Genomic DNA, 25199 nt, shown 5'->3' on the forward strand with positions numbered 1-25199 from the left:
ATGACCACAGCAACCTACGACGCAATTGTCATCGGCGCCGGCCACAACGGACTGGCAGCGGCAGCGACCTTGGCGCGCAAGGGCAAGTCGGTCTGCGTGATCGAAAAGAACGCAAGTACCGGCGGCATGGCCCGAAACATCACCCTTGCAGGCGGGATACAGGTGCCAGAGATCGCGCATCTGCTTTATAACCTGCACCCCAAGGTGAAGAAGGAGCTGGGCCTTGGCTCCGCTCGCGCACCGCTGGAGGTGCGCGATCTGCCTACGGTTTCGCTGTCGGAGGACGGCAACCACGCAGTGATCCGCGGAAGCCAGGCGGAACTCGCAGACGGACGGCCGCACCCCGAAGCCGCACCTTTCGCCGAATTGATGCGCCGCCTGACGTTGTTTGCTGGGCTGCTGGGGCAGCTTTCAACCAAGTCCCCGCCCTCGCTTGAGGGCGGTCTGGCCAGCCTGGACACACTGACGGAGCTTGCCGGGCTGGCCAAGCTGGGGCTGGATCTGAAACGGATGGGCAAGAAGGACATGCGCGAGTTTCTCCGCGTGCTCCTGTCCAACGCCTATGACCTGATCCTGGACGATTTGGAAGACGGCCCGCTGGCCGGTGCGCTGGCGGCGGATGCGGTGCGCGGCGCCTTTGCCGGGCCGCGCTCGCCCGGGACGGTGTTCTCTTTGATGTACCGTCTGGGCCAGGGCGGCGGTGCGCAACTGCCGGTGGGCGGCATGGGCACGGTTACCGCAGCGTTCGAGGCAGCAGCCCGTGCCGCCGGGGCGGAAATCCGCACCGGTACCGGCGTGGCCCGGGTATTGACCGAAAACGATCGCGCTGCAGGCGTGGTGCTGGAGGACGGCACCGAAATCTCTGCCCGGGCAGTTCTGAGCAACACCGGACCGATGCCAGCGATGATGCTGGCGGGGGCGGAGCATTACGACGTGGAAGCGGTGCGGCGGATGCGCAACCAGCGCTGCAAGGGCACCGCCGCCAAGGTGAACCTGGTTCTGAGCGGCGCGCCTGAGTTTACCGGGCTCCGCCCGGAACTGGCGGCAGGCCGGCTGCTGATTGCCCCCAGCGCCACCTATGTGGAGCGCGCCTTCAACCCTGCGAAATACGGGGAAATGCCGAAGAATCCGGTGATCGAGGCGGTCATTCCCAGCCTGACCGACCCGGCTCTGATCAAAGACGGGCAGCATGTGCTGTCTGCCGTGGTCAGTTCCGTTCCCTACGGGCTGGAGGGCGGTTGGGACGAGGCCGCCCGGGAAAAGCTCTCAACCGTCACACTCGCGACATTGGAAAAATACGCCCCCGGCATCGGCGCGCTTGTCACAGAATGCCAAGTGCTTAGCCCCGCGTGCATCGAGGCACGCACGGGTGCGCCGGGGGGGCATTGGCACCATGCGGAGATGGGCATCGACCAGATCCTGACGGTGCGGCCCGCCAACGGCATGGCGCATTACCGGTTTGGTCCCGAGGGCTACTACCTCTGCGGCGCAGGTGCCCATCCGGGCGGCGATGTGACCGGGCTGGCCGGCCGCAACAGCGCCTTGCAGCTTCTGAAAGACGGGGTGATCTGATGACCAAACATGTACCCATCGGCCTGATCGAATCCCCGTTTCAGCCACGGCTGGAGGCACTCAGCACCGCCAAGAGCTGGACCAATTGGGCGGGCTATGTCTCGCCCGCGATGCTGGACACGGTGGAGTTCGAGTATTTCGCCATCCGCAACCAGTGCACCCTGTTCGACATCTCGCCGATGCACAAATACCGCATTACCGGGCCGGACGCCTTAAAAGTGGTGAACCGGCTCGTCACCCGCGACGCCGCCAAGCTGCGCGACGGGCGGGTCGGCTATGCCCTGTGGTGCGACGAAGAGGGCATGGTAATCGACGACGGCACCCTGTTTCGCTTTTCGGAGACGGACTTCCGCCTGTGCTGCCAGGAGCCGATGTACACCTGGCTGCTGGACACCGCTTGGGGGTTCGACGCGGGAATCACAGATGAAAGCCAGGAGATTGCGGCGCTGTCGCTGCAGGGGCCGACTTCATTCTCGCTGCTGCAGGACGCAGGGCTGGGTACCGTCGCGGACATGAAGCCCTTCGACTGGCGTGAGATAGAGCCGGGTCTATGGGTTTCCCGCACCGGCTTCACCGGCGATCTTGGCTATGAACTCTGGGTCCCCAATCATAAGGCGCTGGAGCTGTGGGACAGGCTATGGGCAACAGGCGGCCACTGGGGGCTGAAGGCCATCGGCTTCGACGCGCTCAACATCTGCCGGATCGAGGCCGGGTTCATTGCGGCAGGCTTCGACTTTCAGCCGGTACACACGGCCATGCGCCTTGGCCGCGGCCGCAGCCCGCTGGAGCTGGGTTTTGGCAAGATGGTGGATTTCACCAAGGGCCATTTCAACGGCCGCCGGGCGCTGCTGGACCAGCAAAAGAACGGCCTGCGCTATCACCTGCGTAAGATCGAGATCGGCGGCTTCAAACCGGCGGACGGCGCGCTGATCTACCACAAGAAGAAGAAAGAGGTGGGGCATGTGACCTCTGGCGTCTGGTCCCCCACCACCAAGCGCAACATCGCGCTGGCAGAGTTCAAGGCGCCCTTTGGCGGGGACATCACCGATGACCTATGGGCCGAAATCCATGTCAGCGAAGAAGGCCAATGGGACAGGCGGCTGGTGCCGGTCACCGTCGAGGACAAGCCCTTCTTCATCAACAGCCGTGCGCGGGCGACACCGCCCCGGCCCTTCTAATCCCGATCAGGTATCCCCATGACCAAGATGAAACCCAACACCTTTGCAAATGAACCCAGTGCGGACTCCCTGCACGAGTGGGACCGCACCCACCAGCTGCATCCCTGGATGGCAATGGACGACTGGCGCGGCTATGACAACATGCTGATGGAGACCGCCGAGGGCATCCATCTGTGGGATGCCGCCGGCAAGCGCTATATCGACGGGCCGGGCGGCATGTGGTGCACCCAGATCGGCTATGGCCGCCAGGAGATGGCCGATGCCATTGCCGCGCAGGTGATGAAGCTGCCCTATACCTCCCCCTTCACCAACACCACCGAGCCGTCGGCTGTGCTGGCCAAAAAGATCGCGGACATGGCGCCGGGGGATTTGAACAACGTCTTCTTCACCACTGGCGGCTCCACCGCGGTAGATACGGCCCTGCGCACCATGCAGTACATGAACAACCGCCGCGGCAAGCCGCAAAAGAAGACGATAATTGCCCGCGAGAAGGGCTATCACGGCTCTACCTATCTGGCCCATTCGGTGACCGGCAAGGAGCGCGACAAGAGCCATTTCGATTTCGAAACCCGGCTGGTGCATTTCCTGCCGGACGTGAACCCCTACCGCCGCCCGGCCGGCATGAGCGTCGAGGAATGGTGCGATGCCAAGGTCGCGGATCTGGAAGCTGCCATTGCGGAGATCGGCGCGGACAACATCGGCGCCTTTATCGCCGAGCCGATTCTGTCCTCCGGTGGTGTTATCGTGCCTGCCCCCGGCTACCACAAACGGACCTGGGAACTGTGCCGCGCCAGTGACATCCTTTATATCTCCGACGAGGTTGTGACCGGTTTCGGGCGCCTAGGCCACTGGTTCGCGTCTGAGGAGGTCTTTGGCATTCAGCCCGACATGATCACCTGCGCCAAGGGGCTGACTTCCGGTTACCTGCCGCTGGGGGCCTGTATCATCTCCGACCGGGTGATGGAGCAGATGAGCCATCTGGGGACGCCCTCCTCCTACACCAACGGCTACACCTATTCGGGCCATCCGGTGTCCTGCGTCGCGGCGCTCAAGAACATCGAGATCATTGAGCGTGAAGGCATTCTGGACCATGTCCGCGCTGTCACCCCGCATTTCCAGGCGCGCCTGCGCGATCTGATGAGGTTCGATATCGTCGGCGACGCCCGCGGAGAGGGGCTTTTGGGCTGCATCGAGTGCCAGGCAGAGGATCTGGAGGCCGAGCGCAAGCTTGGCTCGATGATAGATGCCGCCTGCGAGGAGATGGGCCTGATCGTGCGCCCGCTGATCAACATGGCGGTGTTTTCGCCGCCGCTGATCATCACCTTGGATCAGATCGACGAGATGTTCGACATCCTGGAGCGTGCCATTCAGCAGGTGGAGGCACAGCTGGCAGCGTGAAACCGGAGGGGCTGGCACAGGCTCCCGTCACCCTTCCCGAACTTGCGGGCGCAATCGGTGGTCCCCGGCGCCCGCTTTTTTTTGCCTTAAGACTTCCCGGTCGGACGGCTGCCCGGGAGAACCTCCCCTTCTGGTTCAATTTAGCTCGCTGACAGAGGGCCGTCCCGCAGCGTGTACTGCGGAACCAAAGGTCAAGGTTTCCCCTCAGACCGTGTGTTCGCGGCGTCCGTATTTCTGCGCCAAATCCACGTCCTGCCCCAGATCCATCGCTGCGCGGTAGCCGCTTTGCACGGCGGCGGCGATGATGTGCGGTGCTTCGGCATCGCCGATACGTGTCACGGTTTTGATCCCGGCCTCCAGCAGCCCGTCTCCCATCGCCTTCAGCCCGTCGTATAGCCCCAGAACCGGCAGACGGCGGGTGAGCGGGATGATGGCGTCGCAGGCAAGGGTGCTGCGCGCGTCCGAGAACATGCACGCCAGAACCGCTTCGCCCCTCTGTGCGGCCACCAGCATCCGGTTGGGCACCACCGCGACGCCTGCCTCGATCAGGGCGGCGTTCGACTGGTAAACCTCCGTGGTCCACTGCCCCCAGTCGCAGGGGCGGCCCGCAGGTGTCACCAGCGTGACCCGGTGCCCCTCCTTGCGCAGTTGCAGCGCCAGGACCGAGCCGAGGTAGTAGTGGTCGTCATCATAGATCACCACGTGATCCGCGTTGAGCGCCTCGCCGTTCAGCACGGTTTCTGCCGACACGATCATGCCGGGCACTTCCTCCTCCAGCCCAGTATCGGAATGCCGCCCGACGGTGTCCGTTGCCCAGACCGCCCCGGTGGCGGCAATCACATGCGAGACGCCCAGGTCCAGCACATCAGCCGCCTCCAGCGGGCTTTCCGGGTAGACCTCCACATTGGGCAGCTTTTCGATCTGCCCGATGCGCCAGTCGCGCACGCGGGCCCATTCGCTCATCCCCGGCAGGCGGGATTCGCGGGTGACGCGGCCGCCCAGGGTCCGGCTGGCCTCTGCCAGCATCACCGAATGGCCGCGCTCGCCCAGCACCCGTGCAGCCTCCAGCCCGGCGGGGCCGGCGCCTACTACCAGCACTTTCTCAGGGGCTGTGCTGCGGCCGGTTTTCTCCGGATGCCAGCCCTGGCGCCATTCCTCGCCCATGGTCGGGTTCTGGGTGCAGCGCAGCGGTACCCCCAGCGAGTCATGCGCGTAGCAAATGTTACAGCCGATGCATTCGCGAATGTCCTCGCTGCGGCCCTCCGCTATCTTCTTGGGCAAGAACGGATCGGCAATCGACGGCCGCGCCGCACCGATCAGGTCCTGCCCGCCTTGGCGGATCACCTGCGCCATAGTGTCCGGCGAGGTATACCGGCCAACCGCCACGACAGGCTTGGAGGTCAGCGATTTAGCCTGCGCGATACTATCAGTGAAAGACGCTTCCTTAACGAACCGGCTCGCGCCCATTTCGACTCCATAGTCCGGCACCACCAGGTCCCACAGGTCCGGCAGGTCGGCCAGCATGGCAAAGGCGTCGTAGCTTTCCGTATCCCCCAGCCCGACGCTGAACCGGGTTGCCACGGCGCACTTGTGGCCGACAGCCTCCTTGGTTTCCTCGATCAGCTCACGCACCAGCCGCACCCGGTTCTCCAGTCTGCCGCCGTATTCGTCGCTGCGGGTGTTGTTCACCGGGTCGAGGAATTCCGACAGCAGGTAGCCATGGGTGGCATAGACGTAGACGATATCGAACCCGGCCTCGACCGCCCGCAGCGCGGCATCGCGGTGCCATTTGCGGATGTTGCGGATATCTTCGCGGTCAATCTTGCGCGCCTGGCCGGGGTGCAGGACCGTGGCATCTGTCTGTGGCCGGTTGCGCATGCCCAAGGGCGCCAGCCGGGTGCCGAAGTTGGTCACCATGCCGCCGCCGATCCACAGCTCCACCCCGGCCAGCGCGCCATGCTCATGCACGGCGTCCGTCATCAGCCGGTTGGCGCGGATGTCATCCTGATCCCACAGTGCAGCATAGGGGTAATAGTCGTTGTCCGAGGTCGGGTGGATCGAGCAGAACTCAGTGTTCACAACACCCCATCCGCCCTCTGCCTTCATTCCGCGCATGGCCGCAACGGTTCGCGGCCGCCGCCAGCCCATGCCCGCGCAGTGCGGCACCTGATAGAACCGGTTTCTTGTCTCCACCGGGCCGATTTTCAGCGGCTGGAACAGGATGTCATGACGGGGATCGCGCATCGGCAGGGACCTTTCAGGAGGCGGGCTTCATCTCTAATTTAATTGAGCGCTCAAATAATTCTTGTGTCAAGCCGGTTTCCCTCCTAACCTTTTCCTATCACGGCCGGACCTGTGCCTGAGAGGGTAAAGCGCGGGGAAATAGGGCCGCGGCAACAGGGAGACTTTCATGAAAATTTTGAAAACAGCCACGGCGCTTGGCATGGTCCTGTCCCTTCAGGCAGGCGCGGGCCTGGCCGCCGATGCGGACCTGACCGTATTCGACTGGGCCGGATACGAGGACCCTGAATTCTTCTCGACCTATATCGCAGAGCATGGGGACGGTCCGACCTTTGCCTTTTTCGGGGATGAGGAAGAAGCCTTCCAGAAACTGCGTTCGGGGTTCCGCGCGGATGCTGTCCACCCCTGCTCTCAATCGGTGCCGAAATGGATCGAGGCCGGGCTGCTGGCACCGCTCGACACCACCCGGATCGAACGCTGGGACGAGCTGGAGCCGAGTTTCCGCGACATCGAGGCCTATACCAAGGACGGTGAGAGCTATTTCATCCCGGCCGACTGGGGCAACACCGCGGTCACCTATCACACCGAACACCTGAGCGAAGCGGATGTGGCCAGCTTGCAGGCCTTTGCGGATCCCAAGCACCAGGGCCGGATCTCGATCGGCGACAATGTGGATGACGCCTATGCCCTGGGGTTTCTTGCAACTGGTGTCACGGACTGGACCAACGCAACGGAGGCGCAATTCCAGGCGGCCTCCGGCTTCCTGCGCAAGGTGCATCAGAACGTGCGCACCTACTGGTCCGACGGCGCCTCGCTGGCGCAGCTGATGCAAAGCGGCGAGGTCTATCTGGCCTGGGCCTGGAACGAGACCTATTCAACGATGAGCTATGAGGGCCACCCGATCGCGATCAAGCGCGACACCGCTGAGGGCGCATCCAGCTGGGTGTGCGGTTATGCAAAACTGGCCAATGCGCCCGGTTCCGAAGACAAGTTCTATGACTTCATCAACGCCTGGCTGGAACCGAAGACCGCCAATTATCTCGTCAGCAGCTGGGGATATGGCCACGGCAATGCCAAGGCGATGGCGGACATGAACGCCGAGGACTTGGCGGCAATGGGGCTTGAAAGCAGCGAAAGCCTGCGCGCCAAGACCCTGTGGCAGGCGCCGGTGCCCTCGGCGCTGCGCGAAAAGATGATCGCTGAATTCGAACTGATTAAGGCCGGGTTCTGACACCAGCCCAGCACCACCAATGACGAAACGCCCCGCCGGTTTGGCGGGGCGTTTTCTTGTTTGCCGGAGTGTTTTTCGAGGGGCGCCGTCCAGCCCGCCCTATTGGAACAACACGATGGAGTCCGCGCCCCACCCCACCGGCACCTCGCTGCCAGGCGGCACGATGGACCGGCCTGCGGTGTTGCGCATCGAGATGGTCACATCCTCAGCGTGGCCGGGCAGGCGCACGCTGTAATAGGTCATGTCGCCATAATAGGCGGTGCCGGTCACCTCGCCCCTGGCGACGTGCTCGGTCTGCTCGCTGCCGTCGAACAGGATGGTCAGCATCTCCGGGCGGATGCCGATGGTTTCCAGATTCCGCAAATCCAGCCCCTCGGGGACCTGCGCCGATGGCAGCTCGATACTGCCCAGCGCCGGTATGTCGAGTGCCAGGTGGCCGTTCATGCGGCCGGTCGCGCGTGCGTCGAGGAAGTTCATCACCCCAATGAAGGAGGCCACACGCCGGTCCACCGGACGCCGGTACAGCTCCTCGGGCGTGGCCAGCTGGGCGATGCGGCCGTCGAACATCACCGCGATGCGGTCCGACATGGTCAGCGCCTCCTCCTGGTCGTGGGTCACCAGGATGAAGGTAATGCCGAGCCGCTGCTGCAACTGGCGCAGCTCCACTTGCATCTGGTCGCGCAGCTTCTTGTCGAGCGCCGACAGCGGCTCATCCAGCAGCACCACCTTGGGCTTCATCACCAGCGCCCGCGCCAGCGCCACCCGCTGGCGCTGCCCGCCGGACAGCTCATGCGCCGCGCGGGACCCCAGCCCGCCCAGATCCACCATTTGCAGCGCCTGCTCCACCTCGCGGGCGATCTCGGCTTTCGGCATCCTCCGGGTCTTCAGGCCATAGCCTACGTTCTCCGCCACGCTGAGGTGCGGGAAGATCGCATAGGACTGAAACACCATATTGGTGGGGCGCCGGTTGGCGGGAACGCCTGCCATGTCCTGGCCCGCGATCACGATGGTGCCGTCCGTCGGCGTCTCGAATCCGGCGATCATCCGCAACAGGGTTGTCTTGCCGCAGCCCGAGGGTCCCAGCAGCGAGAAAAACTCGCCCTCGTTGATGGTTGCATCGATGCCTTTCAAAGCCTGGAAGCTTCCGAAGGTCTTGGTGACGCCCGCAAGGTCGATGATGGGCTTGGGAGATGGGCTGGCCATGTCAGGCAAATCCTCCGGTGGCTGAAGCTTCGATACCCTGTTTCCGGGCGGCGCGGCGGCGGAACCACTCGGCCAGGATCAGGAGCAGGACGGACAGGGCCAGCAGGATGGTCCCCAGCGCCATCACCGACGGCAGCTTTCCAGGGAAGCGCAACTGGCTCCAAATGTAGACCGGCAGGGTGACCTCCGTGCCGGTCAGGAAGAAGGCGATGATGAACTCATCCAGCGAGATGGTGAAGGTGATCAGCAGGCTGGACACCACGCCCGGCATGACCAGGGGCAGAACCACGCGGCGGAAGGTGCCCCAACGGCTTTCGCCCAGGTCATAAGAGGCTTCCTCCAGACTCTGGTCCAGCCCGTGAAAGGCGGAGTTCAGGATGGCGATGGAAAAGGGCGTGCAAATCAGCACGTGGCCCAGGATCACGGTGGCCAGCGACAGCGGCATGCCCAGCTGCATCAGCAGCACCAGCAAGGCCACCGCCACGATGATTTCCGGCAGCACCAGCGGCAGCATGATGAAGCTCATGATGCCGCGTTTGGCGGGGAAGCGGTAGCGCGCGGCAGCCCGCGCCGCACAGGCGCCGAGAAGGGTGCTCAGCACTGCAGACGACAGACCCACCACCAGCGAGTTCCGCACCGCGCCATGCAGGGCTTCGGTCTGCCACAGCACATCGAACCACTGTGTCGTGAAACCGCTCAGCGGAAAGGAGATGATGGTGGCATCGTTGAAGGCAAACATCGGCAGCAGGATCACCGGTGCATAGAGGAACACCATGTAGGCCACCGCGTAGACGGCCAGCCACTTGGCCGAAAGAGCTTTCAGGGCGGGTTTCATTGCACCTTGCCTCCAAACCGTTTGCCAAGAAGGAAAATCACCGCGCTGATGCTGGCCACGATTAGCATCGATGAAATCGCCAGCGCAGCCCCCAGCGGCGCATTGTTTGCCTTGCCGAATTGTATCTGGATCATGTTTGCGATCATCAGCCCGTCGGTGCCGCCGACCAGCTTGGGCGTGATGAAATCGCCGATTGTCGGGATCAGGACGATCAGGGTGGAGGCAATGACACCGGGCATGGCCAGCGGCAGGGTGATGCGGAAGAACCGGCGCACCGGCCCGTCGCCCAGATCCTCTGCCGCTTCCAGCAGGGAGCGGTCGATTTTCTCCAGCGCGACGAAAATCGGCAGGATCGCAAAGGGCGCCCAGGCGTGCGCCAGGGTCAGCACCACGGCATTGGCGTTGTACAGCAGGAAAGTCAGCGGCTCGTCGATGATACCCAGCCCGGTGAAAGCAGTGTTCAGCACACCGTTGTAGCCGAGGATCACTTTCCACAGGAACACCCGCAGCAGGTAGCTGGTCCAGAACGGCACGGTGATCAGGAACAGCCACAGCGCCTTGCGCTGCTTGACGTGAAACGACAGGTAATAGGCGATCGGAAAGGCCAGTGCCACGGTCACCGCCGTGACGACCAGCGAGATCGTCAGCGAGCGCAGCAGCAGGGTCCGGTAGATCGGCTTGGTCCAAGCCTCCCGGTAGTTGTCCAGCGTGAAGGTGGTATCGAGCTCCAGATAGTTCTGGGTCCAGAAACTGAAGGTCAGCACCATCACCAGCGGTGCGGCCAGCATCAGCAGCGAATAGAGCAAGGTCGGGCTGATCAATGCGAGGCCCTGGCGCCTCTCTCCGGTTAGCATTCGTGGCTCCTCCTGGCCGGTTTTCAGGGCGCCGCCATTGCCTGGGCGGCGCCCGCATTCATGTGCTGCCCTGCTGCGCCAGCAGTTCAGCGTTACGGGCCTTCAGCTGGCCAGGCTCCGGCTCATCCTGTTCCAGAACCGGGAACAGCTTGCGCAGCTCGTCGTGGTAGCTGCGCACGCCGTGCTCCAGATCCGACAGGATCACGCCATCATAGCCGCTGGAGAAAGCCGCCTCCCAGCACCATTCAATCAGCTGCTCATCCTCTTTCGAGGTGATCCTGTCGATCCGCCCGCTAAGATAGCGGGCGGCGCGCAGCTGCCGGTCCTCTGCCGGACGCTTGTAGCAGGCGGCGCGCTGGACGGTGCGGCCGTTTTCCACCGGGAACTCGTGGTAGAAGATCACCGAGTCGGGGTAAATCCCGAACACCAAATTTGGAAAGACGCCAAGATAGAGCCAGGCTGCCTGATGCTCCTCGTCCAGCCCATCGGCTTTTGGCAGCAGCTTCTTGTAGTTGCGTACGCTCCACATCCGCCCGTCGCCGGGGCGGAAGCCGCCAAAGGACCGCGCGGCGCCATTGCTGAACGGCTGATCGTCATAGTTGCTGCCGAACAGATCGTGCAGGCCGGGGTGCGCCAGCGGCACATGGTAGCCCTCGTTGTCCACGTCGCGGACACATTTCCAATTGGCGGCAATTTCCGTGGTGCCGATCCCGTTTCCGTCCGGCAGAAGCTCCGCCAGGCCGTAGGGACCTACCTCTTCTTCGAACTGCGCCATCACCTCGGACACCGCGGGCTGCGGCCCCGGCTTGAAGCGAACAAAGACAAACCCGTGCCAGATATCCATCTCCACCGGCTTCAGGCCCCATTCCACCGGATCCAGCTCCGGCAGCGTCTCGGGCCGAGCCGCTCCGCGCAGCGTGCCGTCCAGATTGAAGGCCCAGCCGTGGAAGGGGCAGATGATGGCGTGCTTGCAATGGCCCTTGTCCTCCGCCACGACCCGGCTGCCGCGGTGGCGGCACAGGTTGTGAAAGGCGCGCACCTGACCGTCTTTTCCCCGCACCACCAGGGCCCGCTCGCCTGTAAAATCCGCAGCCATGAAATCGCCGGGCTCCGGCACATCGTTCACATGGCAAACCAATTGCCAGTGCTGCCGGAACAATAGCTCCTTTTCCTCCTCCAGAAGCTCCGGATTGGTATAGCTCCAAGCAGGCAATCCGGTACGGCCCGCCCTGGGATCAGACTGAAACAGCACGTCATCCTTCATGTGGGTCTCCTTCCCTCTGGCAAGAATCAGTAGCATTGTTTATTTGAGCGCTCAAATAAAATATTTCGCAGGAAACTGATTTCGCGGCTGGACAAAACAGGGAACTGGCATCAAGTTTGAGCGATCACTCAAACGCCAAGGGGAGAAGCAAATGCGCCGTGCCAGAAGCCGCAGAAGACCCGCCGCCTCCGCTGCAGCACCTGTCAGCAAAGGCCCGCACTCGCTGGCCACGCCTGCCTACGCGCCGCTTACGCAGGCGCAGGTGGACCGGGTCGTGGACACGGCGATTGAGTTGCTGGCCACCTCCGGCGTAGTGTTCGAACCTGGCGGCGAAGCGGACACCCTGCTGCGCGGCGCCGGCTGCACGCTATCAGCTGAGGGCATCGTAACGATCCCGGAAACCGTCACCCGCAGGGCGCTGGAAACCGCCGCACGCTCCGCCACGCTGTGGGACCGCAACGGTGAAAACCCCATTTCAATTGATTGCGATCACACTTGGTTCATGCCCGGCATGACCTGCATCGCGGTCTATGACGAGAACACCGGCGAGCCGCGCCCCTCAACCCGCGAGGACCTGGCCCTGATCACCCGGGTTGCCGACAAGCTGCCGCATGTCGACGGCGTATGTATCGCGGTGAAGAACGTCGAAGAGTCGAACCAGTTCGGCGAAATCGACGAATTCGCCTGCCTGATGGAAAACACCACCAAGCCTCTGGAATATCTTTGCGAACACCCCTCCTCGCTGGATGCGGTGATCGAGATGGCGGCCGCGCTGCGCGGATCGCACCAGGCGCTTCGGGAGAAGCCTTATTTCCTGCATCTGATCACACCGCTGCCGGTGAACCTTGCGCGGATTCATTCCGACCAGATCATCACCGCCGCCCGGGCGGGTATTCCGGTTGGAGTTGGCACCCTGCCCATTGGCGGAGCGTCCTCCCCGATCACCCTGGCCGGATGCATCACCCATGCGCTGATGACGGATTTCGCCGCGGTTGTGCTGGGTCAGCTCGCCGCCGAAGGCAGCTTTTGCGTTGGCTGTTCGGATGTGAATTTCATGGAACCGGCAACCGGCGCCATCGGCAGTTTCTCACAGACCTCGGTTAGCGACATGGCGATGTGCCAGGTGCGCCGTTCGCTGGGCTTCCCGTCGCTCACCGGCATCGGTGGCTGTTCCGTCGCGCGCCGTTTCAATCAGGATGCGGTCTGGGAAATCTCCTCGAACATGACGCAGATGTTCTACAACCGCCCGGCCACGATCGATTACATGGGCTCGCTCGATCAGGGCCTGACCTATTCGCTGCATGCCCTGCTGCTGTGCGACGACCTCGCGGGGCTGCTGCGCAAGATGTGGCAGGGACTGGAGGTTTCTGACGACCAGATGGCGGTCAGCCTGATCCGAGAAGTCGGCCCGACCGGCAATTTCCTGGCGCATCAGCACACGGTCGACAATTGCCGGACACAGGTCTGGAACTCCCGCTATTTCGGCCCGAACATACCGCTCAGCAACGCAGGCGCACCGGATCAGGATCTGCTGGAGCGGATCGGCGATGATCTCAAGGCGATGCTGGCCGAGCTGGAACAGCCTACGCTGCCGCCGGAGACATCAGCGGCCATCAGCACGATATTGGGAAAGTACAGGAAACTGGCCGCGTAAGCCGCCCCAGCAGCCCCTGCCGGTTCGGACCAGATCACCCTGCCAGGCTCAGGCGCTTTCCAGGGCGGAGCGCTTGAGCTGTTTCCACAGCACATCCAGCGTCTGCTTGGTGCTGCGGGGGTCGCGGTAGAGGCGGATTTCCAAGTCGGTGGCCAGCCGTTCATCCACTACCGAAAAACGCCCCTGCTTGATCTCTTCGCGGCACAGGCTCAGCGGCAGCCAGCCCATGCCGAACCCCTCCTGGATCATCGCCTTGACGCTGTTGGCCAGGGCGTTCTGGTTGACGACAAAGACCTTCTGCGTCGGCAAAAGCTGCGTCAGGGCGAACTCCTGCACCGACCGCAGGGCAGACACTGCACCATAGGACAGCAGCGGCACCGCGTCCTTGCTGCCCGCCGCAAAGCCAAACTCCGGCGCCCCGTCCGGGGTGCTGCGGGAGACCGGCACATAGCGGTCGGTCGAGAGTGTCAGGTATTCGAAATTGGCGACCTCCAGCGGCCCCAGGAAATCCATCGACGGGTGCCAGTAGGTCAGGATCACGTCGCAATAGCCCTGCTGCAGCGCGCTGACGAACTGGTCGGCTGCCCAGGAGGTGGAGTTAAGGTCGGTATCCACCCCGCCCTCGCTGGCGAGCGGCGCAATCAGGGTCTTGTAATGCGTCATGTAGAGCGACTGCGAGGCGGCAAAGCGGATCACGTTTTCACCCGCCGCGTCGATCGTCTGGCAGCGCTCGATGGTTTCCTCGTAAGTGCGCAGCATGATGCGCGACTGCGACAGGAACACCTCCCCTGCCGGGGTCAGGGTCAGCGGCAGGGTCTCGCGGTTGATCAGCCGCACGCCGATCTCATTCTCCAGCGCCCGGATTCGGCGGGAGAACGCAGGCTGGCTGACGTTACGCTCTTCGGCCGCGCGCGAGAAATTCTTGCACGCGACCAAAGCCTCGAAATCCTTGAGCCAGATGATGTCCAACTAGCGTCCCGTCCTAGCCGGCGGCCATCGCATCCAGCCTGTCTTCCTCGACAGCATGGCAGGCAACTATGCTGCCATCGGGCTGGTGAATGGCTTTGGGCTTTTCACTCTTGCATCGTGCTTCCGCAAAGGCGCAGCGGCTTTGGAAGGGGCAGCCTTGCGGCAGGTTGATCGGCGTCGGGATCTCGCCCTTGAGGCGGATATGGTTCGGCCGGTCGTCCTTCAGCTGCGGCACCGCGGACAGCAAGGCCCGAGTATAAGGGTGTTTCGGGTTGGAGAACAATGTCGCGGTGTCCGCAACTTCGCATACCGACCCGAGGTAAAGAACCGCGACGCGGGTGCCGAAATGCTCCACCACACTCAGGTCGTGAGTGATGAACAAATAGGTGAGACCGCGGCTTTCCTTGGCCTCCAGCATCAGGTTCAGCACCTGCGCCTGGATCGACACGTCCAGCGCGCTGATCGGCTCGTCCGCGATGATGAACTCCGGATCGACGGTCAGGGCGCGGGCAATGGCGATCCGCTGGCGCTGGCCGCCGGAGAATTCATGCGGGTAGCGTTTCGCCCAGCTGGGATCGACCCCCACCGACAGCATCACCTCGGTCACCTTGTCCCGCACCTCCGCCGCCGAAGCACCGGGGTTGTGGTGCCGCACGGGTTCTTCCAGCGCCTGACGGATGGTCATGCGCGGGTTGAGCGAGGCATAGGGGTTCTGGAAGATCATCTGAATCTTCTTGCGCAGCGGCTGCATGCCGGCGCGCGACAGGTTGTCGATGCGCTGCCCGTCATAGTGGATCTCGCCCGCGGTGGGGGTCAGCAGGCCCGCCACCAGCCGCGCAACGGTGGACTTGCCGCAGCCCGACTCGCCGACCACGCACAGCGCCTCGCTGCGGCCGACGTTCAGCGAGATGTTGTTCACCGCGTGGACCGAGCGGGTTTCCCGCACGATCCTGCCCTTCTTGAACTTCAGCGTCTCCAGGAAGCCGTGATCGAGATCGAACCGCTTTTCCAGGTTCTTGATTTCCAGCAGAGGGCGGTCCGTGTTTACATCCTTCATGCCCGTGCCTCCTGACGGTCTTCATCGCTGTGCAGGCGCTGTACTTCGTGGCAGGCCACCTCGACCTCGCCATACTGCACGATTTCCGGCACCCGGCTGCGGCACAGATCGGTGGCGTATTTGCAGCGAGGATTGAAGGCGCAGCCCTGGGGGATGCTAGCCAGTCCCGGCATGTTGCCGGGGATCTGCTTCAGCCGCTGGCCCGGCACCGTCTGCTGCGGCAGCGCGTTGATCAGCCCTTGGGTATAGGGGTGCTGCGGATCGTTGATGATTTCCCGGGTGCGCCCGGCTTCGATGATCCGGCCTGCATACATCACCAGCGTGCGCTCGGTCATCTGGCTGACCACGCCCAGGTCGTGGGTGATCAGGATCAGCCCCACCTGGTTGGACTGGCACAGCTCCAGCATCAGCTCCATGATGTCGGCCTGGATGGTCACATCCAGCGCGGTGGTCGGCTCATCCGCGATGATCAGCTGTGGGTCCAAGAGCAGTGCAATCGCGATGATGATCCGCTGGCGCATCCCGCCCGACAGCTCGTGCGGGTACTGCTCCAGCCGTTCCTCCGGCGAGGGAATATAGACTTCGCGCAGCTTGACGATGGCAATCTGGCGCGCTTCCTCGCGGCTCAGCTTGCGGTGCGCCATAAGCGTCTCGATCATCTGCTGGCCGATGGTCAGCACCGGGTTCAGCGTCACCATCGGATCCTGGAAGATCATCGCCATCCGGTTGCCGCGCAGATTGCGCAGGCGCTTGTCATTCATCTGAACGACATCCTCACCGTCGAACAGGATCTGGCCGCTGTCGATATAGCCCGGGCGGCTCAGCAGGTTCATCAGCGAAAAGCCGGTGATCGACTTGCCGGCGCCGCTTTCGCCAACGATGCCCAGGCGCTCGCCCTTGGCGAGGTCGAAGGATATGCCATTGAGGGCAGTAACCGTCTGGTCGCGCATGGCGAATTTGACGGTGAGGTCGCGAACGGAAAGAAGGCTCATCGCGTTACCCCTTGTAGAGTTTCGGGTTCAGGACGTCGCGCATCCAGTCGCCCAGCAGGTTGATGACAAGAACCAGCACCACCAGCACCACGCCGGGAATGGCGGTGATCCACCAGCTGCCGGAGAAGATGTAGTCGAAGCCGGAAGAGATCAGAGAGCCCAGCGACGGCTGGCTCGGCGGCATCCCCAGCCCCAGGAAGCTGAGCGAGGCCTCGGAGATGATCGCATTGGCGACCTGCACGGTGGAGATCACGAAAATCGGCGACAGCGAATTCGGCAGGATGTGCCGCACCATGATCCGCATCGGGCCAAAGCCCAGCACCCGGGCGCTGTCGACATATTCCTTCTTCTTCTCGGCCAGCACGGTGGCGCGCACGGTGCGGGCGTATTGCGGCCATTCCGCCACCCCGATCACCGCGATCAGAAAGACAACGGCATAGCGGTTGAAAGTGTCAGAGCCGAACATCGCCTGAGTCATGGCCAGGAAGATGATCGCCACCATCAGGGTGGAGAACGACAGCTGGATATCGGCAAGCCGCATCAGCAGGCTGTCCAGGCGGCCGCCAACATAGCCCGCAAGCAGGCCGATGGAGATGCCCAGGAACGCCTGCAGCGCCACGGCGCAGATGCCGATCAGCAGCGACAGCCGGGTGCCATAGAGGATGGTGGACCACAGGTCGCGGCCCTGGTCGTCGGTGCCCAGCATGAACTCCGGCAGGGCGCCGTCGATCCAGACCGGCGGGTATTCCGAGTTCATGATGTCGATCTGCGCCGGGTCATAGGGATCATAGGGCGCGATCACCGGTGCCAGGAAGGACGCCGCCGCGATCAGCAGGAACACGATCATGCTGACTACCGCCACCGGATTGCGGCGGAAGCTGTAGCCCATGTTTGAATTCCAGGCCTTGGACCAGCGCGACGGTTCGGACTTCGGGTTCAGCGTTTCGGTGCTCATGCGCCCATCCTCGCAATATTCACGGTCGGGTTCACCAGGCCATAGATCAGGTCGACGATGGTGTTGGTGACCACAAAGATGAAGCCGACGACAATCAGGTAGGCCACGATCAGCGGGGTGTCGACGCGGTTCACCGCCTCAAGGAACATGAAGCCCATGCCCGGCCACTGGAACACCGTCTCGGTCAGGATGGTGTAGGCCACCATGGTGCCGATCTGCACGCCGCCCACGGTGATCACCGGCAGAAGCGTGTTCTTCAGCGCGTGCACGAAATAGATGCGCCACGGGTTGATGCCCTTGGCCTTGGCGTATTTGACGTATTCCGACTGCAGCACTTCCATCATCTCGGCCCGGATCAGGCGGACAAACAGCGGCAGCATGATCGACGCCAGCGCAAAGGAGGGCAGGATGATGTGCATCCAGCCGTCGGCGGTGGCAAAGTTGGTCTCCCAGTAGCCCCAGACATGCACGGTGTCGCCGCGCCCGTAGGAAGGGAACCAGCCGTATTCCACCGAGAACACAAAGATCATCAGGATGGCGGTCAGGAACACCGGGATCGAGATGCCGACAATCGACAGGCCCATGATGATGCGGCTCAGGATGCTGTCCGGCTTGATCGCGGTATAGACGCCCAGAGGCACCGAGAAGCCGACGATGATCAGGGTGGCGCCGAACACCAGCTCCAGCGTCGCGGGCAGTTTCTTCAGGATCACGTCCAGCGCCGGCTCCTTGAAGAAATAGGAGGTGCCCAGATCGCCCTGCAGCGCATTGCCCGCAAACCGCAGGTATTGGGTCAGGAAGCTGTCGTTCAGCCCCAGTTCATCGCGCAGCTGCTGGCGCACTTCTTCCGAGACCGACTGGCCGACCAGCTCGCGCAGCGGGTCGCCCAGGTTGCCCTGGATGGCAAAAGCAATCAGCGAGATGACGAACATCACCGCAATCGCCTGAATCACTCGCTTTGCGAGATAGGCAAACATCTTCCTGACCTTTGTAGAGTTCGATGACAGCGCAGGACGCAAGGCCCAAGGGATCTGCGGAGCCTGCAATCGCGGCCTTGGCGGCCGCTTGTTATGAGAGTGCCCCGGGCCGGCCGGGGGAGACCGGCCCGGGTCTGTTCAGTGGCTTAGCTGCCGGTTTCGACAACCAGGTCACCGAAATAGGGGAAGTTCAGCGCGTTCACGATCTCCGCCGCGTTCATGCCGGACTTGGCGCCCCAGGCCAGGTTCTGCCAGTGCAGCGGGATGAAGGCTGCCTCTTCGTACAGGATGCCTTCCAGCTTCTGCAGCAGCTCCGCACGCTTGGCCGGGTCGGTTTCCGCGTTGGCCGCGTTCATCAGCTTGTCGGCTTCCGGGTTGCAGTAGTTGCCGGAGTTGTACTGGCCATTGCCGGTTGCTTCATCCGGGCAGGCGGTCAGGAACTGGTGGAAGTTGGCGGAATCTTCGGTGTCCGCATGCCAGCCGATCATCATCATGTCCGCTGCGCGCTCGTCGAAGGTCGGCCAGTACTGCGCCTTGGGCATCGTCTGCAGGTCAACCTTGATGTTGATCTGCGCCAGCATCGAAGCCACCGCCTGGGCGATCTTGTCGTCGTTCACATAGCGGTTGTTCGGCGCCATCATGGTGATCGAGAAACCGTCGGCATAGCCTGCTTCGGCCATCAGCGCCTTGGCTTTTTCCAGATCGTAGCGCGGTGCCAGGGCTTCGTTGTAGCCCAGGTAGCCGGCCGGGCTGGCCTGCGCGCCCACGGTGCCGAAGCCGCGCATGATGCGGTCAACGATGCCTGCGTTGTTGACAGCATAATCGATTGCCTGGCGGACGCGGGCGTCCTTGAAGGCTTCGACGCGGTTCTGGTTCATCTGGAAGGTGATGATGCGGGTGCCGGGCATGGTGATCAGGTCAACACCCTCAGCCTCTTCCACGCGCTTCAGATCGGTCGGCGGGACCGGCGCGATGAAGTCCACGTCGCCGGACAGCAGCGCTGCAACGCGGGTCGGGTCTTCCTTGATCGGGGTCAGCACGATCTTGTCGACATTGCCGCCGCTTTCGGTGTCCCAGTAATCGGCATAGCGGTCGAACACCACTCGCACACCCTGCTCACGCTCGGAGACGATGAAAGGGCCGGTGCCGGAGACATTGCGCGAGGCAAAGCTGTCGCCGTGCTTGACCACTTCGGCCTTGTCCTTGCCGTCGGCAGTGGTGCCGGAATAGAACACGCTGTCCATCGGGAAGATGTAGGTCGCGGTGTGCAGGACCAGCGGATAGGGCTCCGAGGTCTTGAGGTCGAAGGTCATGTCATCCACGACTTCGACATCGGTGAAGGGTGCGAAGATGCCCTTGAAATCGTCACTCTGCTTGAGCCGGTCGAAGGTCCAGTCGACGTCCTTGGCGGTCAGCGGGTTGCCGCTGTGGAAGGTCACGCCGCTGCGCAGTTTGAAGCGCATGGTGGTGCCGTCGATCTGCTCCCAGCTTTCGGCCAGGCGCGGCTCGAACTGCAGGTCCTGGGTCCAGCGCACCAGCGGGTCAAAGACCATGTGCGACAGCTGCAGCGTGCCGCCGGACAGCTGTTCATGCGGATCCAGCGAGACCGGGTCAGCGTCATAAGCAACGCGCACGGTGGTTTCGGCATAAGCAACCGGTGCCATCGCCACCACCGCAGCAGCCGCCAGGCTTCTGACAAATTTCGTCATTAGGCATACTCCCCTGTGATTATGGCGCAAACGCTATCCTGCAGCGCGGAAACTGTGAAATGCCGATATCGCATAGGGTATGCAGGACGCACATCGGGGCTATGCGCCCAAGGAATAGCACAACCTTTGCAAATGCTTACGTGTGCTGGCTTGGTCCGCATCCGCGTCGGCAAGGGGACCGCGCCCGCCGACAGCCGGCGCATTTCTCCCGGCGCGTGCCCGCCGCGCAACACCACTGGCGTCAGTAAATCCGCAGGAATCTGCCCTTGGCGAACGCGCTCTTGCCGGTTGATCCCGGGCCGTCCCCTCCGTTTAACGGAGCCCCTCCTAGGGCAGCAGCGCGCGGCCCCTGTCAAGGAAGCCCTGATATTCCTCCGCGGGCACCAAACTGCCGCCGGTGGCCCACATGACATGAGTGGCCTGCCCCATGCGGCCAGTCAGCCCGTGCTGTGCCAGATAGCCCTGCCCTTCCGGTGTCGAGAGCAGCATCCTTGGCCCGCCCAGACAGGCCGCGGCCGAGGGTTCCAGCTGCAGCCCTGCATGATCCTGCGCCAGCGCCAGCCAGCGGAACAGATCGTCATCCGAGGCGGTATAGACCCCGCTCAGCAGCGGCTGCATCACCCGGGCCACGAACTGGCTCACCTCCGCCACCGCCATGCCATCGGCCTCGGTCTTGTTGGTCAGCCCCGCGTCATAGACGCTGACCACCCGCTCCAGCCCGGAAGCCAGCTGCACCAGCGCACAGGGCGACTGCACCGGCTCCACAAAGAAGCAATGCGCGTGATCGCCGAACACCTGCTTCAGCCCATAGGCCACCCCGCCCGGCGCGCCGCCGATGCCGCAGGGCAGATACAGGAACAGCGGGTGCTCTGCATCCACTTGTATCTGCCGGGCTGCCAACTGGTCCCGCAGCTCAGCCGCAGCGGCGGAATAGCCGAAGAACAGCAGCTCGGAGCGTTCGTCATCGACAAAATAGACGCTGGGATCCGCCTCCGCCTGCTGCCGGGCCGAGGCGACGGCAGTCCCGTAATCGGCCTGATGCTGCACCACCTCGACCCCGTGGCGGCGCAGGCGCTCTACCTTCCAGGGCTTTGCATCCGAAGACATATGCACCACCGCCCGGAAGCCCAGCGCCCGGGCGGCGATGCCGACGCTGAGGCCCAGATTGCCGGTTGAGCCCACTGCCACGGTATAGCTCCCGAAGCGGTCCCGCAGCGCGTCAGAATCCAGCGCCTCCGGAGTGGTGCTTGGCGCGATCAGCCCAAGTTCCCGCGCCAGCGACAGCCCGTGCAGGAAGACTTCATAGACCCCGCCGCGGGCCTTGACCGAACCGGCCACCGGCAGCGCGTGATCGCCTTTCACGAAATACCGCCCATGGCCCTGCCCCATGGCTTCGGCCAGCTCGGCAACGTCGATCAGGTCCGAGGCGATAGCCCCGCCGCTTTGGTCCAGCTCGGGAAAGCGCCTCCGCAGCAGCAGCGCCAGCGCGCGCCAGTTCTGTTCGGCCTCCGCCACCTGCTCCGGCCGCACCGGCACCTGTGCTTCGGCAGCGCGCCCAAGCCCCGGATTGATCCACATCAGCGGTTCCAGCGCCCGCAGGCGGCGCAGCAGTGTCTTGTCCATATCCGTTCCCCTTGCCTTGCAGCCACCATGGCCGGTTTTTGGCCGGCGTCCACCGCCGAAAGCGCTACGGACCGGCAGTATTTGCGGCACGGCAACGCCCCGCCGCAACGATCGCCGGGATCAGCCGCGGTGAGCCGGGAAAGCGGCGCAAAGCCCGGCCACTTGGGTCATGCAGCGCGCAACGGCGGCATGTGTATTCCCGGCCGCCTCCGCTTCCACCAGATCCGCGATCATGTCCCCCAGCGTCTCGAACTCGGCCTCCTTCATACCGCGGGTGGTGGCGGCACCGGCGCCCAGCCGCAAGCCAACCCATTCCGGCGGCCGCGGGCTGTCATTCGGGATGGCGTTCTTGTTGGCGGTGATGTTGGCCCGCTCCAGAACGGCTTCCGCCCGTTTGCCGGTGATCCCCTTGGGGCTGAGGTCCACCAGAACCAGATGGGTATCGGTCCCGCCGGAGACGATCCGCAGCCCGCGCTGTTGCAGGACCGCAGCCAGAACCGCCGCATTGGCCTTCACCTGGGCGGCATAGGCCTTGAATTCATCCGTCAGCGCCTCGCCCAGGCAGACAGCCTTGGCCGCCAGAACCTGGCTGTGGATCGAGCCCTGGACACCGGGGAACACCGCCGATTGCAGCTTGTGGAACCAGTCCTGGTTGTTGGTCAGGATCAGCCCGCCGCGCGGGCCGCGCAGGGTTTTGGTGGTGGTGCAGGTAACAATGTCCGCATGGGGAAAGGGCGACGGGTGCTCACCCGCGGCCACCAGCCCCGCGATATGCGCCATATCGACGTGGAGCCAGGCCCCGGCCTTCCGGGCGATTACCCCCATGCGCTCGAAATCAATCACCCGCGGGTAGGCCGAGCCGCCGGCGATGATCAGCCGCGGGCGGAGCTCTTCGGCCTGTTTTTCCAGCACGTCATAGTCGATGACCTCGCTGGCTGTATCGACGCCATAGTGATGCGGCTCGAACCAGCGCCCCGACAGGTTCGCCCTCAGCCCGTGGCTCAGATGGCCGCCTGCAGCCAAGTCCAGCGACAGCACCCTGTCGCCCGGCTTCAGCAGCAGGAAGAACACCGCCAGGTTGGCCTGGCTGCCGGAATGCGGCTGCACATTGGCATAGCCGCAGCCGAACAGCCTTTTGGCACGCTTGATGGCGGCCTCTTCCACCACATCGACAAACCGGCCGCCGCCGTGAAAGCGGTTGCCGGGGTAACCTTCCAGCGTCTTGTTTGTCATCTCGTGGCCTAGCGCGTCCAGCACTGCCCGGCTGACGATGTTCTCCGAGGCGATCAGTTCGATCTGGTCCTGCTGCCGCGCCTTTTCGCCTGCCAGCGCTTCGGCCACCAGCGGATCCGCCGCGGTCACGGTTTGGGTGAAATGCTGCAGCATCGGGGCTCCTCCGCATCTGCTGTTGAACTGCTTGCAGAATGCGGGGCCGACCCTGTTCACAGCAAATCAGTATTGCTATTATTTTCGCGTAGAAAAACTAAGGCTCGATCGCATGGCCATTGCCCCGCTCCGCCCAAAGGGCCCGCATCTGAATGCACTGCGCGCGTTTGAGGCGGCTGCCCGGCTGGGCAGCTTCACCGCCGCCGCCGAAGAGCTGTCGGTGACGCCAGGCGCAATCACCCAGCACATCAAATCTCTGGAGGCCTGGGCCGGGGCGCCGCTGTTTCACCGCCACGCCCGCGGCATTGCCCTGACACCGCTGGCGGAGGAGCTCGCACCCGGTTTCACCCGGGCTTTCGACCAGCTTGGCTTGGCGGTGCAGGCGCTGCGGACCAAGGCGGCTCCGGGCAAGGTCAAGGTTGCCGCCCTGCCCTCCATTGCCCAGCTCTGGCTGCCGCCACGTCTGGGCCGGCTGCGTAAGGCGGCGCCTGAGATATCGGTATCGGTTGTGGCGATGGAAGCCCCGCCGAACCTGGCGCGCGAGCCCTTTGATCTGACCCTGTTCTACAAGTCCGGTCCGCTGGATGAGGGGGAAACCGAAGTCACCAAAGACCGGATCTTCCCGGTCTGCGCCCCAGAGATTGCCGCCCGGCTTACATCGCTTTCGGACCTGAACAATGAGACGCTTCTTCATGACGGCGCCTGGGCTAACGACTGGGACATATGGCTGAACACCCAGCCCGGTAACGGCTCAATCGCCCGGGCCGGCATTGTGCATTCCCTGTTCTCGGTCGCCCTCGAAGAAGCCCGCCACGGCGGCGGCGTGCTGATCGCTCACGAAGCGCTGGTAGAGCCGCTTCTTGCCAGCGGCGAACTGGTGCGCCCGTTTCCCGCAACCCTCGAACTGGAGGCAAGGATCGTCGCCCGGCTCACCCCGGCGTTCACCCGCTCCCCGGCCTATGAACCGCTCCGCCAGGCCCTGTTTCCGGGCACCGTCTAACCCTGACGGCCCGCCCGGCTCTCACAGCGCCGCAATGCGGGCCCAGGCCCGGTCCGTGAAATCTTCCTTCTGCGGTTCCAGCATGTTCTCGCCCAGAAACCAGTAGAAGTACTTCTCGTAGGGAAAATCCCTAAGCTGCCGCGGCGCGGTCCGGACACAGTGCTGCAGCTCTTCGGCCGTGCGGGCCACCAGCGTGGCGTGATGATAGTCGATCCGGCCGCAGGTCACGACCGGCGTCTTATGCATCAGCGCTTCGAACCCGACCGCCGAATTCTGTGAGACAATCACGTCGGAGGCTTCGATCAGGTCGTGCACATTTGCCTGGGTCACCACGGCATTGGGCAGTTCCGCGCACAGCCGCAGAGCCTTGTCCCTGGTTGCGTCCTCCTGTGCCGGGTGAAGCTTCACATAGACCAGGCCCTTCACCGCCCGTACCGTGTTTTCGATCATCTCCACCGTGTTCAGATAGTGGACAGGGGTCTTGAAGTTGTCGATCTCCTGCAGAAACACGGCCGCCGCAGCGGGCTCCACGGAGGTGGCGCCACGCTCCTGCTGCGGAAGTTTCGAAACATTCGCGCGCTTCATATGACCGCTCACGCCATTGAAGAAATACGCGGCCTTGGCTGCGTCCACCGCCGCGGGGTCGAACCCGGCCTCCACCAGCGAGGACGACCAGTAGTACCCCTTGGGATCGAGATACCAGAACCCCCATAGATAGCTCGTGTGTGCGTGCAGGATATTGGGCCCCTGCGCCTTGCGCAGCCCCACCGCGATGTGCTTGTGCCCCGTTGCCAGGGCCAGCCGCGACGTGAGGCTATCTGCGTGGACCAGCAGCGGCTTGTGGCCATGCGCATCAGCGCTGGCGGCGATCTTCTCGAAGAAGTCGATCTGCCCCAAGCGGATCTTGCCGTACCAGTCTTCGGTTGCATGCACGACAAGCGGGGTCTTACCGGTCAGCAATTGGCCCAGCGTGTTCAGCTTGCGAAAACTGCCCTTTTTTGCCGGTCCTGACGCCTTCACCATGCCTGTTCCGATCGGTCTGCCCTTTTGCGTTTCCAGAAACCACAGCGGCGGACATCCGGCAAGCGTCCCGCGGTGTTG

Annotated in this window: 20 protein-coding genes; 6 read left to right on the top strand and 14 right to left on the bottom strand. The window is 63.5% G+C overall.

Going from position 1 to position 25199, the window contains the following annotated elements; all coding sequences use genetic code 11:
• The 3 genes from ACFMBG_RS16840 to ACFMBG_RS16850 are packed head-to-tail and all read left to right on the top strand — an operon-like array spanning window position 1 to window position 4148.
• A complete protein-coding gene (locus ACFMBG_RS16840; protein WP_421055858.1) occupies window positions 1-1572 on the top strand; it encodes a phytoene desaturase family protein in 1572 nt (523 codons plus the stop codon).
• Window positions 1572-2750 (top strand): aminomethyl transferase family protein, encoded by a 1179-nt coding sequence (locus tag ACFMBG_RS16845; RefSeq protein ID WP_421055859.1) that lies wholly within the window; start codon window positions 1572-1574, stop codon window positions 2748-2750. Before ACFMBG_RS16840 ends, ACFMBG_RS16845 begins: the two co-directional genes overlap by 1 nt.
• A gap of 18 nt (window positions 2751-2768) precedes the next feature.
• Window positions 2769-4148 (top strand): aminotransferase, encoded by a 1380-nt coding sequence (locus ACFMBG_RS16850; protein ID WP_421055860.1) that lies wholly within the window; start codon window positions 2769-2771, stop codon window positions 4146-4148.
• Between the two features lie 204 nt (window positions 4149-4352).
• Here the strand turns inward: ACFMBG_RS16850 and ACFMBG_RS16855 are convergent, their stop codons facing one another.
• Window positions 4353-6392 carry an oxidoreductase gene (locus ACFMBG_RS16855; RefSeq protein ID WP_421055861.1) on the bottom strand — a complete coding sequence of 680 codons (2040 nt, stop codon included), beginning with the start codon at window positions 6390-6392 and terminating at the stop codon, window positions 4353-4355.
• A 166-nt stretch (window positions 6393-6558) separates the two neighbouring features.
• Between ACFMBG_RS16855 and ACFMBG_RS16860 the strand changes: the two genes are divergently transcribed.
• A complete protein-coding gene (locus tag ACFMBG_RS16860; RefSeq protein WP_421055862.1) occupies window positions 6559-7620 on the top strand; it encodes an extracellular solute-binding protein in 1062 nt (353 codons plus the stop codon).
• Between the two features lie 99 nt (window positions 7621-7719).
• Here ACFMBG_RS16860 and ACFMBG_RS16865 read toward each other — a convergent pair whose 3' ends face one another.
• From ACFMBG_RS16865 to ACFMBG_RS16880, 4 genes are read right to left on the bottom strand one after another with little or no spacing between them, the layout of a single operon-like run.
• On the bottom strand, window positions 7720-8823 hold the full coding sequence (locus ACFMBG_RS16865) for an ABC transporter ATP-binding protein (RefSeq protein WP_421055863.1): 1104 nt from the start codon (window positions 8821-8823) through the stop codon (window positions 7720-7722).
• A 1-nt stretch (window position 8824) separates the two neighbouring features.
• Window positions 8825-9658: an ABC transporter permease gene (locus ACFMBG_RS16870; protein ID WP_421055864.1), complete on the bottom strand. Its 834-nt coding sequence runs from the start codon at window positions 9656-9658 to the stop codon at window positions 8825-8827.
• Window positions 9655-10512, bottom strand: a complete 858-nt coding sequence (locus ACFMBG_RS16875; RefSeq protein WP_421055865.1) for an ABC transporter permease — start codon at window positions 10510-10512, stop codon at window positions 9655-9657. Before ACFMBG_RS16875 ends, ACFMBG_RS16870 begins: the two co-directional genes overlap by 4 nt.
• Before the next feature lie 58 nt (window positions 10513-10570).
• Window positions 10571-11812, bottom strand: a complete 1242-nt coding sequence (locus ACFMBG_RS16880; RefSeq protein ID WP_421055866.1) for an aromatic ring-hydroxylating oxygenase subunit alpha — start codon at window positions 11810-11812, stop codon at window positions 10571-10573.
• A 115-nt stretch (window positions 11813-11927) separates the two neighbouring features.
• Between ACFMBG_RS16880 and ACFMBG_RS16885 the strand changes: the two genes are divergently transcribed.
• On the top strand, window positions 11928-13430 hold the full coding sequence (locus ACFMBG_RS16885) for a trimethylamine methyltransferase family protein (RefSeq protein ID WP_421055867.1): 1503 nt from the start codon (window positions 11928-11930) through the stop codon (window positions 13428-13430).
• 48 nt (window positions 13431-13478) lie between these two features.
• Here the strand turns inward: ACFMBG_RS16885 and ACFMBG_RS16890 are convergent, their stop codons facing one another.
• The 8 genes from ACFMBG_RS16890 to glyA form a co-directional block, all read right to left on the bottom strand.
• Window positions 13479-14399 (bottom strand): LysR family transcriptional regulator, encoded by a 921-nt coding sequence (locus ACFMBG_RS16890; protein WP_421055868.1) that lies wholly within the window; start codon window positions 14397-14399, stop codon window positions 13479-13481.
• A 13-nt stretch (window positions 14400-14412) separates the two neighbouring features.
• Window positions 14413-15456, bottom strand: coding sequence for an ABC transporter ATP-binding protein (locus ACFMBG_RS16895; protein WP_421055869.1), 1044 nt, complete (start codon window positions 15454-15456; stop codon window positions 14413-14415).
• Window positions 15453-16448 (bottom strand): ABC transporter ATP-binding protein, encoded by a 996-nt coding sequence (locus tag ACFMBG_RS16900; protein ID WP_421055870.1) that lies wholly within the window; start codon window positions 16446-16448, stop codon window positions 15453-15455. Before ACFMBG_RS16900 ends, ACFMBG_RS16895 begins: the two co-directional genes overlap by 4 nt.
• Window positions 16449-16452: 4 nt before the next feature.
• Complete coding sequence (locus ACFMBG_RS16905; protein ID WP_421055871.1) at window positions 16453-17403, bottom strand: ABC transporter permease; 951 nt, start codon at window positions 17401-17403, stop codon at window positions 16453-16455.
• Window positions 17400-18380, bottom strand: a complete 981-nt coding sequence (locus ACFMBG_RS16910; RefSeq protein WP_421055872.1) for an ABC transporter permease — start codon at window positions 18378-18380, stop codon at window positions 17400-17402. The genes ACFMBG_RS16905 and ACFMBG_RS16910 overlap by 4 nt, the downstream gene beginning before the upstream one ends.
• Before the next feature lie 146 nt (window positions 18381-18526).
• Window positions 18527-20089, bottom strand: coding sequence for an ABC transporter substrate-binding protein (locus tag ACFMBG_RS16915; protein ID WP_421055873.1), 1563 nt, complete (start codon window positions 20087-20089; stop codon window positions 18527-18529).
• A gap of 327 nt (window positions 20090-20416) precedes the next feature.
• A complete protein-coding gene (locus ACFMBG_RS16920) occupies window positions 20417-21712 on the bottom strand; it encodes a D-serine ammonia-lyase (RefSeq protein WP_421055874.1) in 1296 nt (431 codons plus the stop codon).
• Between the two features lie 120 nt (window positions 21713-21832).
• Window positions 21833-23098, bottom strand: coding sequence for a serine hydroxymethyltransferase (gene glyA / locus ACFMBG_RS16925; protein WP_421055875.1), 1266 nt, complete (start codon window positions 23096-23098; stop codon window positions 21833-21835).
• Window positions 23099-23210: 112 nt separating this feature from the next.
• Here glyA and ACFMBG_RS16930 point away from each other — a divergent pair, with 112 nt between their 5' ends.
• Complete coding sequence (locus ACFMBG_RS16930) at window positions 23211-24098, top strand: LysR substrate-binding domain-containing protein (protein WP_421055876.1); 888 nt, start codon at window positions 23211-23213, stop codon at window positions 24096-24098.
• Window positions 24099-24119: 21 nt separating this feature from the next.
• On the opposite strand, the gene ACFMBG_RS16935 is transcribed toward ACFMBG_RS16930, so the two are convergent.
• Window positions 24120-25121 (bottom strand): capsular polysaccharide export protein, LipB/KpsS family, encoded by a 1002-nt coding sequence (locus ACFMBG_RS16935; RefSeq protein ID WP_421055877.1) that lies wholly within the window; start codon window positions 25119-25121, stop codon window positions 24120-24122.
• Between the last annotated feature and the right edge of the window lie 78 nt (window positions 25122-25199).

Origin of the sequence: Leisingera coralii (assembly GCF_049056525.1) — a bacterium.
Taxonomy (GTDB): Bacteria; Pseudomonadota; Alphaproteobacteria; order Rhodobacterales; family Rhodobacteraceae; genus Leisingera; species Leisingera coralii.